The organism is Peribacillus sp. NPDC056705 (genome assembly GCF_043656335.1).
Genome location: NZ_JBHTYI010000007.1, coordinates 78,776 through 92,059, shown reverse-complemented (window position 1 = coordinate 92,059; position 13,284 = coordinate 78,776). Strand labels below are relative to the sequence as shown.

Genomic DNA, 13,284 nt, shown 5'->3' with positions numbered 1-13,284 from the left:
AATATCATCTATGGTCTTATATAATAGAAAGGTATAAAAAGTGGGAGTTTCTTGCCTTGAAGGAGGACACATAGATGAAAGTGATTAAAATTTCCCCGCGCGGCTATTGTTATGGCGTTGTCGATGCCATGGTCATCGCCCGAAATGCGGCTTTAGATAAAACCTTGCCACGTCCCATTTACATTTTAGGAATGATCGTGCATAACAAACATGTGACGGATGCGTTCGAAGAAGAAGGCATCATCACGTTGGACGGAAGCAACCGCAACGATATCATCGAACAGGTGGACAGCGGAACCGTCATCTTTACTGCTCACGGCGTTTCACCTGAGATTAGGAAGATCGCTGAGAAAAAAGGGCTTGTGACACTCGATGCAACATGTCCCGATGTTACCGCAACACATGACTTAATTCGGGAAAAACAAGCGGAAGGCTATCAAATCATTTATATTGGCAAAAAAGGGCATCCGGAACCAGAAGGTGCTGTCGGAGTTGCTCCTGATGTCGTTCACCTGGTTCAAAAGGATGAAGATGTGGAAGCCTTGACTTTGAATAGTGATAAGATCATCGTCACCAATCAAACAACGATGAGCCAATGGGATGTTTTGGATATAATGGATAAGGTCAAGGATAAATTCCCGCATGCCGAAGTCCATAAGGAAATTTGTTTAGCGACACAGGTTCGCCAAGAAGCGGTTGCCGAACAAGCTGGCGAAGCTGATGTTTTAATCGTTGTCGGAGATCCCAAGAGTAATAATTCAAACCGTCTTGCACAAGTGTCCCAAGAGATTGCCGGCACGAGAGCTTATCGAATCGCTGACATTTCCGAGCTGAATCTTGAATGGCTAAAGGATGCAGAAACGGTTGCCGTCACTTCGGGGGCTTCTACACCAACTCCGATCACGAAGGAAGTCATCACATTTCTAGAGCAATATGAAGCAAATGATGAATCGACTTGGAATACCGAAAAGAAAACGCCATTGCATAAGATTTTACCAAAAATTAAAGTGAAGAAATGATTGCACAAAAATAAAGGCAGCCACTAAGGGCTGCCTTTTTCGTGTTATTTAAATGAAGCGGAAAGGGTCTGTATTCAGCCGGGATGGAATGAATTCAACATCGTAGTTCTTTTCGCGGCACATTTTTTCAAGGATCCGTGCAACACCTTTTTTCATCACCTTTTCAACATTGTGGCCCGGGTCCACAATATTCAATCCAATCATCATCGCGTCATGGGCTGTATGGTAATACATATCACCTGTAACGTAAACATCAGCTCCCTTGAATTTCGCTGTCGTAAAGTATTTATTGCCGTCTCCGCCCAAAACGGCCACTTTTTTTATCGGACTTTGCAAATCTCCAACGACACGCACCCTTTCAACATCGAGAGTCCGCTTCACATGTTCGGAAAATTGTTCGAGTGTCATCTCTTCAGCAAGTACACCAACCTTTCCTAAGCCAAGAGACTCACCTTTGTTCTCCAGTTTATATATATCGTGAGCAACTTCTTCATATGGATGGGCTTTAATCATCGCAGCTAGCACTTTCTTCTCGATATTTTCCGGGAATATCGTTTCAATCCTCATTTCAGCTACCTCTTCAAGCTTACCTTTAGAGCCAATTACCGGTTCACTGCCTTCACCTGGCAAAAAGCGTCCGGTCCCTTCCCCGGAAAACGAACAATTGCTGTAGTTCCCGATCGCTCCGGCCCCTGCCTTACCCAGGGCATCCCTCACCTTTTGTTCGTCAGTCTTTGGAACATATACGACCAATTTCTTTAGAGCCGTCTCATAAGTCGGAATCAATACCTCTGTATCCTGCAATTGTAGCGCTTCGGCAAGTAAATCATTCACTCCGCCCTTAGCAACATCCAAATTGGTATGTGCAGCATAAACAGCGATATCATGTTTGATCAGCTTCTCGATGATTCGGCCTCCAGCTGCGTTTGTATCGATCTTTTTCAATGGTCGGTAAATAAGCGGATGGTGGGCGATGATCAATTCCACGCCATGTTCTATCGCTTCGTCTACAACCTCTTCCAGCACATCAAGGGCAATCAGCACTTTAGTAACCGGCTTATTGAGCTGCCCGACATGCAGCCCGATTGGATCTCCCTCCATTGCATAATGCTTTGGGGAGAATTGTTCAAACGTTTCAATGATTTCGTGGCCATTCACTGTCTTCACCCTTTAAGCACCTCCTCAATTACTGAAATCTGAGATCTTAATTCATTGCGCTTCGTTTCCAGTCCGCTTCTTCCGCTTTCATCCAATTGTTCGATGATTCTTTCCAAATGTTTTTTCTCAAGCTGCCATTTTTTTATGAAAATGTCACTGAATTGCTCTCTTAAGTATGGACCGAAAGTGAGGCCGGCTTGCTTGTTCACCCCATAAGGGCGTAGCGGTTCTCCTTTTTTCGCAATTAAGATCTCGTAGATTTTCCCATCTTCTTCAAGGATTTCCTCTCCACTAAGTTCCCAGCCGTTTTCGATTAACCAGCTGCGAACATTCGCTGCACCTACATTAGGCTGAAGGATAAGCCTTTCTGCCTTGCCGAGTTTTCCTTTTCCGCTTTCCAATATACTTGATATTAACGTTCCACCCATGCCTGCAATCGTAATGCATGTCGCTTCATCAGGATTCAATACTTCAAGCCCGTCTCCTTTACGGACTTCTATCTTGTCCCCAAGCCCCGTCATTGCCACTTGCTTGCGTGCTGACTGATAGGGACCTTCTACAACCTCACCTGCTATAGCACTGTCACACAAGCCGTTAGTCACCGCATAGCACGGTAAGTAAGCATGGTCTGAACCTATATCTGCTAGAATGCTTCCTTTTGGTATATGTATGGCAACACGTTCTAATCTCATCGATAGTTTTTCATGATTCATATTTATCAACTCTCTTAATTCAAATAATGTCTTACTATAATAAGTTTCCCATTCGATTATACCAAGTTCAATCGAAAAATTACAGATAAGAGAAATGGGGCCCTTTCTATGCAGTTGGCAAAAGAAATCTTCCACCTGGAATCTCCCTTTTCCGAAAAATGAAAAACTGACTCAAAAAGCTCGCTTTCCAACGATTTCTTGAGTCAGTTTCATGACTTATTTCAGTCCATGAATATATTCGGCCATGGCGTCAATATTCTGTTCTTCGACTAGACCTGGCGGCATTGCACCTCGTCCATTAGTGATCACTTCTTTAACCTCATCCACCGACAGACGATCGCCAACTCCTTTTAGGGCAGGCCCTACACCGCCTTGATAGGCGTCACCATGACAAGAGATACAGTTTTGCTTATAAATGTCCTCAGGTGATGCTGAGGCATTTTCTGTTTCTTCTGTCTTTTCGCCGCCCTCTTTTTCCTTAGCAAGATCTTTGGCATCACCCAAACCTTTAAACGAAAGTAAAAACATAAGTCCAATACCAAAAACCATGATAATAATAAAAGGCATTACTGGATTGCGATTCATAGTATTCCCTCCCCTATGTAGAACCTAAACTTACCATAATTAATATTATATACAAACAACTATATATTATTTTACTTGAAAAGAGTTTCAAGTAAAAGCCCAAAAATAGAAGATATTATATAATTTCTTAAAATTGTCAAAAACTTATGTATATTTCCAAACATTTTACTTTTTCTTACATATGTTCATAGTACCCTAAATTCATCATTTGAAACCGCTGGTTATGTTAATAAAAAGTAAAGAATGACAAGTGCTCCCAGGCCTCCCGCTATGGAAAAATGGAGCAGCTTCAGTTTTTTGCCCATTAGTATCCAGAGTCCGCAATTAATGAACAAGAAAATATAAAGGATACCTACTTTGCTGGGTGCCATGAATTCCGCAAAACTGATGGTTAGTAAAAGCAATGATAGCACCATTCCCATCAACGACATTTGAAAAATGATTTTCCTGCCGTTAAAGCGGCGGACCGCCAGCCAAAAGACAAGTATTGAAATTGTTGTCATAAGCATTTGCATTCTTATGGGTATTTCAGTAAAATAATTCAAAAATACAATAAATGCAAAAAGGGCTCCGATAAACAGCCCTGAAAAGATGCCGTTTTTTTTGCTCTCGGTTTTAATCGATTTAGATGGCGGCTGTTCGCCTTGACAGTATAATGCAAGCAGATAATTACAATATTGTTCTGGAAGCATACGGCTTTCCTTCCAGGAGTTTATTTCTTGAATGATGATTTTCTTTCTCATCTCATCCATGGATCTCACTTCCTCATCACTTTTTAACGGCTTAGCTTTTTAGTTATGTAAATTGTTTCCGATTCCCATTATACGGAAAAATGGATACGTATTGTTCTTTCAAGGATATTTTTACATCAAAATTTAAAAAAGAGCCGCTCCCGAACGCTAGGCATTCAAAGAGGGCTCTGTAAAGGACATATACATTCTATTCAAGGAAATCTTTCAAGCGTTTGCTGCGGCTTGGATGTCTCAGTTTACGTAGCGCCTTCGCTTCGATTTGACGGATACGCTCGCGGGTGACCCCGAACACTTTACCCACCTCTTCAAGAGTACGGGTGCGGCCATCATCAAGTCCAAAGCGGAGTCTCAAGACGTTCTCTTCACGGTCTGTAAGAGTATCCAATACGTCTTCCAGCTGTTCTTTCAAAAGTTCATATGCTGCATGTTCCGATGGGGAAGTCGCATCCTGATCTTCAATGAAATCACCTAAATGTGAATCGTCCTCTTCACCTATTGGCGTTTCCAATGAAACAGGCTCCTGAGCTATTTTCAAGATTTCACGAACTTTTTCAGGTGTTAAGTCCATATCCTCCGCAATTTCTTCCGGAGAAGGTTCACGGCCTAAATCCTGAAGAAGCTGTCTTTGGACACGGATCAATTTATTGATGGTTTCCACCATATGCACCGGTATCCGGATCGTTCGTGCTTGGTCGGCAATGGCACGGGTTATCGCCTGGCGAATCCACCATGTTGCATACGTACTGAACTTGAATCCCTTGCGGTAATCAAATTTTTCCACTGCTTTGATAAGTCCCATATTACCTTCCTGAATCAAATCAAGGAAAAGCATTCCGCGTCCGACATAGCGCTTGGCGATACTGACAACAAGACGAAGGTTAGCTTCTGCCAAACGGCGTTTCGCTTCTTCATCTCCATCTTCAATTCTCGTCGCCAGAGATATTTCCTCTTCTGCCGATAAAAGGTCGACCCGACCAATTTCCTTTAAATACATGCGTACTGGGTCATTAATTTTAACGCCAGGAGGAACACTTAAATCATTTAAGTCAAACTCTTCTTCTTTTGCAAGTTTCTTCTCATCTGGATCGTCTTCATCTTCGTCTTCCTCACCATCAGTGAGTATTTCGACGCCATTTTCTGCTAACACCTCATAGAACTCATCCATTTGATCGGAATCCAACTCAAAACCGCCAATCATTTCAGCAATTTTTTCTAAAGTCAAAGAGCCCCGTTTTTTACCTAGCTCTAGTAATTTTTCTTTCACCTGTTCAAGGCTAAATTCATTATCAACTTGTTTGGAACGTGCTGGTTTTTCAGCCATTAGTTCCCCTCCTTCCAGGACTTACACCTAAACGACTACAACATTTTACGCAATTTAATGATTTCCATGGCAATTTGTGCAGCAGTGACATAATCACTTCGTCTAACTGCATCTTTTTCTTCAACTTGTTTTTCTTTTATCTTTAACAACTTTTCATATTTCAACACTTGATTTATACAATCGGTCAGTTCTTTATCGGTAACTTCCTCATTCACTGACATCATTTCTATTTCAGAAACGATCCTTCTCAAGTTTGGATCCGGTAAATAAGTAAGGAAAAAGCTTGTATCCGGTTCGTGTCCATCTTCATAGAACGCATATAAATAGGTGATGATTGCCTGATGTTCATCTACATGAAAGACCGTTTGACCAAGCAACTGCTGAATTTTGAATGTCATATCCCTGCTTTTTAGCATATGGGCAATCAACTTCATTTCAGCATTATGGTGAGCAGGCTTTAACTTATGCTCATATTGCAGGGCCATCTTCTTTGGAGCTGCTGGCTGCGGCAGTGTCCCCTTCTTGCGTTCCGTAAAGAACACCTGACGCTGCTGCTGTTCCAGCGCATCCAATGAAAGGGAAAATTCAGAGGATAGCTGCCGGAGATAATGATCCCTCTCCACTGCATTGGGCAATCGCGAAATTTCTTTAAGGACTTCTTCGATATATTGAATTCGATCTCCTTCATTATTTACATTTTTCCCTCGACGCAAATAATGCATTTTGAATGCCATGTAGGTTAAACTGGCCCCTATTACTTCAGAAACAAAGCTTTTTTCACCGAATTCCTTTATGTAGTCATCGGGGTCCAAGTTATCAGGCATGAGAGCGACTTTCACGGAAAACTCATGGTCCTGTAACATATTAACTGCACGATTGGCAGCGTTCAATCCCGCAGAGTCCGAATCGTAGCAAATAAGTATCTGGTCAGTATTTCTTTTTAAAAGCTGGATATGCTGGTCCGTCAGGGCAGTACCCATTGTAGCGACCGCATTCTCCACACCTGCGCCAACTGCTGAAATGCAATCGGCAAAGCCTTCAAAAATGACAGCTTGTTCTTTCTTTCGTATGTGTGGTCTTGCATGATGGAAATTATATAAAGTTTTACTTTTATTAAAGATTGGCGTTTCAGGACTATTCAAATATTTGGGCTCATCGTCCCCCATCGCTCTTCCTGAAAACGCAATCGTATTTCCTTGATGATCCATAATTGGAAACATGACTCTATTTCTGAAACGGTCAAAATATGACTCGTCTTTTTCCCTGTAAATAATAAGCCCTGCCTGCTCCATGTATTCCGCTGGAAACCCGCGTTTTAAAAGGAATTTGGACACGAAGTCCCATGAATCCAAAGAGTAGCCAATTTGGAACTTTTCTATCGTTTCTTCAGTAAACCCGCGTTTAAGTAAATATTCGAGAGCATCCTGCCCCTCTTTCGTATTAACGAGGAGATGATGATAAAACTTCCTCAGCAGGTCATGGGCTTCAATCATTTGCTGAGAGCCTGCCGGCATGTTAGATCGCTTGGAATCCTTATTGATTTCAACATCCAAAGGAACATTTCCCTTTTCAGCTAAAACTTTTGCAGATTCCACAAAGCTGTAGCCTTCTATATCCATCAAGAAGGTAAAAATATTCCCGCCTGCCCCGCAACCAAAACAGTGAAAAATTTGTTTTTCCGTTGAAACGGAAAACGAAGGCGAGTTTTCACCATGAAAAGGACATAGGCCAAAGTAATTGCGCCCCTGCTTCTTCAGCTGGACATACTCCCCAATTAAATCAACAATGTCAACAGCTTCGCGAATTTGATTAATTTTCTCATCTTCTATACGGCCATTTATCATTTTTCCACCTTGCAATATTGGTGATAGTTTTTAATTCGATACTGATTCCTAATTCCCTGCAAAGTTCGACAATGTTTTCATAAGTTTATTTGTAAAACATGCACGGTCTTCCTTTGTGAATGCTTTCGGCCCTTTCGTATGCTTACCCTGCCTGCGGAGTTTCGCCGACTGATAACGCATATCCAAGAGCATGAAAATATTCTCGTCAGTGTATTCTTTTCCCCTTGGCGAAAGGACATAAACGTTTTTAGGAAGCAGGGTCCCAGCCAAACCAATATCTGCTGTAACGACAATATCACCCTTTTTTACTGAGTTTACTATATAAAGATCTGCCGCTTCTTTGTCTGCATCGACATAAACCCATTTACCTTCAGGGTTATTCATCATATTTTTATATGATGCAACAAAACAGACTTCAACATCGTGCAAATTTGCACAATGAAGGATTTCGTCTTTCACCGGGCATGCATCGGCATCGACGTGTATCGTAGGTTTATTATTCATACCTTCTAATTCTACATCTTTCTGCATAATCCTTTTTCTCCCCTAAAATTTATGAAGATATGGTGAATTTTCAGCATTGATTCAGAGGATTCCCTCTAAAAAGAGCACAAATCATTCTTCAAAGAATACCTGCTTATTTAAGTGAAAGCACCTCTTTTGCCTTGAAAAAGACCAGCCCTTCCTGAATTATACGGAACATGTCGAATTATTTTTATAATAAAAACCTTGACATCTCATTAACCTTTAGTTTATTCCTTATTAATTAAGTCTAAACCTTAAGATTACTTTTTTCTCACAATTTTTTATTATAGTCTATTTGATTAGAAGATGCCAACATTTAAATTCTGAATGTTTTTTCATGCAAATCAACGGATTTTCGTTTGGAAACCAAGAGGGATTTTATGTAATTATTTTGAACTTATTCTTGTTATTCCCTTTTTCGTCCTTGGCATTAAAATGTGAGCTGACACATAGAGTGTCTAGCTCACATTTTGATTTGCCTTAATTATAAGGATCAACGGTTTTTATTTTGAAGGATATTGATTATCAAATTGGCTGTTTCTTCGACAGCCTTATTGGTTACATCAATGATAGGACAGTTCAACCTTGATATGATTGTATCAAAGTATGTCAATTCTTCTTTTATTCGCTCCACATTTGCGTAAATGGCATGATCATTGAGCCCAAGTGACTTTAATCGTTCTTTACGAATATGGTTCAGCTTTTCCGGGCTGATCTTCAAACCGATGCATTTTTCAGGAGGTACCAGGAACAGCTCTTCTGGAGGTTCCACTTCAGGCACTAAAGGTACGTTCGCCACTTTATAGCGCTTGTGGGCTAAATACTGTGATAATGGTGTTTTGGAAGTGCGCGAAACACCCACAAGGACGATATCTGCACGTAAAATGCCCCGTGGGTCACGTCCATCATCATATTTCACAGCAAATTCAATGGCTTCCACACGCTTGAAATAGTCATCATCCAGCTTTCTCACCAGACCAGGTTCATTAAGCGGCCCTTTTGGCGCCCTTTCCTGAAGGATGTCCATGAGCGGCCCTAAAATGTCATAAGCAGACAGGTTTTCTTTCTCGACCTGTGCTTTCATATACGCTCTAATGGCTGGCTTGACAAGAGTATAAGCAATGATCGCCCCATCCAACTTAGCCAGTGATATCACTTCATCCACGTTTTGTTCATCTTCAATATACGGAATTCTCTTTATGGAAAAAGCAGATCCCGAGAACTGGCTTGCAGCGGCTTTTGTAACCAATTCCGCTGTTTCCCCTACTGAATCCGATACAACATATATAATTGAACCGTTCATATTCTCCGTCATTCCTTTTGCAAGCCCCCTAATAGCCTTCATCAGCCAAAGCTACGAATGCTTTCGTAATATTGGTTTTTGTAATCCTTCCAATTACTTCATAGCCTTTTTCTGTGTCTTTGACGACTGGTAATGAGTCGATTTGTTTATCAATCAATTTTTTGGCAACATCAATCAACAGGTCTTCTTTTGAACACATGGTTATATTGGGCATCCTAGTCATGATGATGTTGACTGGAATGGAGTTAAGCTCCTGTTTCCCAATACTCGCACGCAACAAGTCTTTCCTTGATAAGACACCAACAAGCAATGCATGCTTATCGACGACGAACATTGTTCCGACATCTTCTAAAAACATCATGACTATTGCATCATATACGGAAATGCCCTCGTCAACAACGACAGGTATCGATTGGTAGTCTCGTACATAAAGATGGTTGAGGCTATCTGTCAAAAGCTGTGTCCCTGACCTGCCTGTATAGAAATACCCCACCCGGGGCCTGGCATCAAGAAAACCTGCCATCGTTAAAATCGCTAGATCTGGACGAAGTGTCGCCCTGGTAAGGTTCAATCTATCCGCAATATGTTCTCCAGTAATCGGTCCGTTTTCTTTTACGATTTGTAAAATCTGTTCCTGACGCTTATTCAATTGGATTATAATCACCACCCCACTGCTTTCGCAGAGTAAAGTAACAAAAGTTGTTCATTTAATAATTATATACTAAATTATTTAATTAGGGCATTTTTGTCCTATTTATTGACCATTTATCTTTTGAAGAAATCGGAAGCCCTTATTTAAAGGGTTTCCGATTTCCATACATCCTTTCGATCATGTAAGGATGATTTTATTCATGGCAGCAAAACCTGCAACTAAATCACTGATTTCCTTCATTAAGGATAAACGGTTATTACGGATTGCTTCATCCTCTGCCATGACCATTGTATTCTCGAAATATGACTCTATTTCCGTTTGCAGCGAAACAAGCTGTTCAAACCGCTCATTCTCATCTTTGGATTCCATATAATGCTTTGCCACTTTTTGATATTTTTCGTATAACGCATTCTCTTGATCATTTTCAAAGGCACTAGGGTCGACAGTTACCTTTTTGTCACATTTCACGGCAATGTTCATGACCCGACTCAAAGCTTCCAGATTTTCTTTAAAGCCAGCTTCGTCTTTTTTCGCATTCAAGACATGTGCACGTTCCACGATGGAATGAATATAGCCGATCTCATTGAACAGAACTGCATCAATCAAATCGTAACGGATTTGCTGTTCTTGAAGCAGGTGTTTGACACGGGCTTTAAAGAATGTGAACATATCCGCTTTAACTTCTTCAAGATCACGTTTTAAGATGCCTTTTGATTCCAGTCCTTTAAGGCCTAAAACAATAAGCTCCTCTAAAGAAATATCCCATTTTTTCTCAGCTAGAATTTGGACGACCCCGCTCGCCTGCCTTCTTAATGCGTAAGGATCCTGGGAACCTGTCGGAATGACACCAATAGCGAAGAATGAAGACAAAGTATCAATTTTTTCAGCTAAACTCACAACCGCACCAATGACTGAAGGCGGTACAATGTCATCCGCATGTCTTGGCATATAATGTTCATTGATAGCCGCGGCCACTTCTTTGGCTTCCCCTTTTAGGAGAGCATATTTTTCACCCATATACCCTTGCAATTCAGGGAATTCATAAACCATATGACTCACCAAATCGAACTTGGCAATTGCCGCTGTACGAAGCGCCATTTCTTTTTCGGCCTTTAAATTCAAAGCATCCGCAAGGGCACCGGTCACTGCAGTTACCCGGGCAGTTTTCTCGGCTAATGTACCAATTTCTTCATGATAAACGATACTGTCAAGTTTTTTCAAAGCATCCGAAATCTCTTTTTTCTGATCTTCTTTATAGAAAAATGCTGCATCCGATAAGCGGGCACGCAATACTTTTTCATTCCCTTTAGAGACCTTATCCAAATGACGGTCATCGCCGTTACGCACGGTTACAAAGTAAGCAAGCAGTTTCCCGTCCTTATCTTTAACAGGGAAATAGCGTTGGTGTTCCTTCATTGAAGTGATAAGTACCTCAGCAGGAAGCTCTAGGAATTCTTCTTCAAAATGTCCAAATAACACCGTTGGATACTCTACCAAATTATTGACTTCTTCAAGCAGATCTTCATCGACCGGGATGATCCAGCCTTTCTCCTGCTCAAGCTCTTTAATCTGATCCAATATAACTTGTCGGCGTTTATCTGGATCCGCCATTATAAATTGTTCTTTTAGCGTATCCTCATACCGTTCCGGCTGCTCGATGATTGCGCTATCGCCCAAGAAACGGTGTCCTTTTGTTTCACGGCCCGTTTTCACGTCAGCAATGCTGAATGGAACTATATCATTGCCGAATAAGGCAATCAGCCATTTAATCGGACGGACGAAGCGGAGCTCCTGATTGGCCCAGCGCATATTTTTCGGGAACGTCATGCCGCTGATGATTTCCTGAAGCTCAGATAAAAGCTGAGCAGTCTGCTGTCCTTTTATGAATTTATTCACATGGGCATATTCCACACCCTTGAGTTCTTTAAAATAAATGTCCTCTGAAGTCATGCCTTGACCCCTGACGAATCCCAATGCGGCTTTAGACCAGTTGCCTTCACTGTCCAAAGCGATTTTCTTCGCCGGACCTTTTGCTTCTTCTTCGATATCCTTTTGGGATTCTTCCACATCTTTCACCAATACAGCTAAACGTCTTGGTGTGGAAAAAGCTTCAACCGTTCCGAATTCAATCGCTTTTTCCGTTAGCCATTGCTGTACTTTATCTGACAATTGTTTCATCGATGCTGTCACAAAACGGGCAGGCAGCTCTTCCAATCCAATCTCCAATAACAAATCACGCTTGCTCATTTGTATTCTCCCCTTTCACTTTCAGGATCGGGAAGCCTAATTTTTCCCGCTCTTCATAGAAGGTTTTGGCAACCTTACGCGCTAAGTTACGGCACCGGGCAATATAACCCGTTCTTTCCGTCACCGAGATGGCACCTTTGGCATCCAAAAGGTTAAATGTATGTGAACATTTCAAAACATAATCATATGCAGGATGTACAAGTCCTTCTTCCATTTGGCGATGCGCTTCCTTTTCATACATCGTGAAAAGCTGGAATAGCATATCAAGGTCGGAGGTTTCGAACGTATATTTCGAATGTTCGTATTCCGGCTGACCAAATATATCCCGAACTGTGAATCCATCTGTCCATTCTAGGTCAAATACGTTTTCCTTATCTTGAATGTAAGAAGCGAGACGTTCGATTCCGTATGTAATTTCCACTGAAACCGGCTTACACTCAAGGCCGCCCACTTGTTGGAAATATGTAAATTGAGTGATTTCCATTCCATCAAGCCATACTTCCCAACCTAGACCAGCACATCCTAGTGATGGATTTTCCCAGTTGTCCTCCACAAAACGAATATCATGCTCAAGCGGATTTATCCCTAATGCGCGTAATGAATCCAAATATAACTCTTGGATATTGTCAGGCGACGGCTTCATGATCACTTGGAACTGATGATGCTGATACAGTCGATTAGGGTTCTCGCCATAACGGCCGTCAGCAGGACGGCGGGAAGGTTCCACGTAAGCAACGCTCCAAGGCTCCGGTCCAATGGCTCTCAGGAACGTGTATGGGCTCATCGTTCCTGCCCCTTTCTCTACATCATAAGCATTCATCAATATGCAGCCTTGTTCAGACCAATGCTTTTGTAACGTTAAAATCATATTTTGAATATTCATCGTACACCTCCAGATTATTTAAAACGGCTCTTATTAAAATTCAGGAATAGGAACCCATTACATCTTGGCAAACAAAAAACTCCCGTCCCTATGCGAAATGCATAGGGACGAGAGTATACCCGCGGTTCCACCCTAATTGCCGTTTATAAAACGGCCTCTTTTCAAAGCAACATGCTCCGGAAACGCCCTTCCCTGTATATCCATATCCCGGCTTCCACCGTCCCGGGTTCGCTTTTTATGGAGAATGACAGATACTCTTTTCCATCAACGCAATCTTCTTAT

The 13,284-nt window shown here is 41.7% G+C and carries 12 protein-coding genes and 1 other annotated feature; of the genes, 1 reads left to right on the top strand and 11 read right to left on the bottom strand.

Translation table 11 applies throughout. The annotated features are described in order from the left end of the window. The first annotated feature begins 74 nt into the window (after positions 1-74). Positions 75-1,019 carry a 4-hydroxy-3-methylbut-2-enyl diphosphate reductase gene (locus ACFRAK_RS11640; RefSeq protein WP_387598014.1) on the top strand — a complete coding sequence of 315 codons (945 nt, stop codon included), beginning with the start codon at positions 75-77 and terminating at the stop codon, positions 1,017-1,019. A gap of 48 nt (positions 1,020-1,067) precedes the next feature. Here ACFRAK_RS11640 and ACFRAK_RS11635 read toward each other — a convergent pair whose 3' ends face one another. From ACFRAK_RS11635 to glyQ, 11 genes are all read right to left on the bottom strand, one after another. Beyond that, entirely contained in the window at positions 1,068-2,186 is a 1,119-nt protein-coding gene (locus tag ACFRAK_RS11635; RefSeq protein ID WP_387598017.1) for a Nif3-like dinuclear metal center hexameric protein, read from the bottom strand. Then, complete coding sequence (locus ACFRAK_RS11630; protein WP_192205583.1) at positions 2,183-2,890, bottom strand: tRNA (adenine(22)-N(1))-methyltransferase; 708 nt, start codon at positions 2,888-2,890, stop codon at positions 2,183-2,185. The genes ACFRAK_RS11635 and ACFRAK_RS11630 overlap by 4 nt, the downstream gene beginning before the upstream one ends. Before the next feature lie 216 nt (positions 2,891-3,106). Continuing rightward, positions 3,107-3,475 carry a cytochrome c550 gene (cccA, locus tag ACFRAK_RS11625; protein WP_260284719.1) on the bottom strand — a complete coding sequence of 123 codons (369 nt, stop codon included), beginning with the start codon at positions 3,473-3,475 and terminating at the stop codon, positions 3,107-3,109. Positions 3,476-3,696: 221 nt separating this feature from the next. After that, positions 3,697-4,227, bottom strand: coding sequence for a hypothetical protein (locus ACFRAK_RS11620; RefSeq protein WP_394571765.1), 531 nt, complete (start codon positions 4,225-4,227; stop codon positions 3,697-3,699). Between the two features lie 187 nt (positions 4,228-4,414). Next, positions 4,415-5,548, bottom strand: coding sequence for an RNA polymerase sigma factor RpoD (gene rpoD, locus ACFRAK_RS11615; protein ID WP_034308477.1), 1,134 nt, complete (start codon positions 5,546-5,548; stop codon positions 4,415-4,417). A gap of 35 nt (positions 5,549-5,583) precedes the next feature. Beyond that, on the bottom strand, positions 5,584-7,389 hold the full coding sequence (gene dnaG, locus ACFRAK_RS11610) for a DNA primase (RefSeq protein WP_192208344.1): 1,806 nt from the start codon (positions 7,387-7,389) through the stop codon (positions 5,584-5,586). A gap of 51 nt (positions 7,390-7,440) precedes the next feature. Next, a complete protein-coding gene (locus ACFRAK_RS11605) occupies positions 7,441-7,896 on the bottom strand; it encodes a YaiI/YqxD family protein (protein ID WP_144526817.1) in 456 nt (151 codons plus the stop codon). Positions 7,897-8,410: 514 nt separating this feature from the next. Next, positions 8,411-9,232, bottom strand: coding sequence for a pyruvate, water dikinase regulatory protein (locus ACFRAK_RS11600; protein ID WP_370662553.1), 822 nt, complete (start codon positions 9,230-9,232; stop codon positions 8,411-8,413). Between the two features lie 16 nt (positions 9,233-9,248). Continuing rightward, positions 9,249-9,887, bottom strand: coding sequence for a transcriptional regulator CcpN (ccpN, locus tag ACFRAK_RS11595; RefSeq protein ID WP_034308483.1), 639 nt, complete (start codon positions 9,885-9,887; stop codon positions 9,249-9,251). 162 nt (positions 9,888-10,049) lie between these two features. Further along, on the bottom strand, positions 10,050-12,119 hold the full coding sequence (glyS, locus tag ACFRAK_RS11590; protein WP_394571764.1) for a glycine--tRNA ligase subunit beta: 2,070 nt from the start codon (positions 12,117-12,119) through the stop codon (positions 10,050-10,052). Further along, a complete protein-coding gene (gene glyQ, locus ACFRAK_RS11585) occupies positions 12,106-13,002 on the bottom strand; it encodes a glycine--tRNA ligase subunit alpha (RefSeq protein WP_034308488.1) in 897 nt (298 codons plus the stop codon). The genes glyS and glyQ overlap by 14 nt, the downstream gene beginning before the upstream one ends. A gap of 100 nt (positions 13,003-13,102) precedes the next feature. Continuing rightward, positions 13,103-13,279: a binding site (T-box leader), on the bottom strand. Positions 13,280-13,284 lie beyond the last annotated feature (5 nt).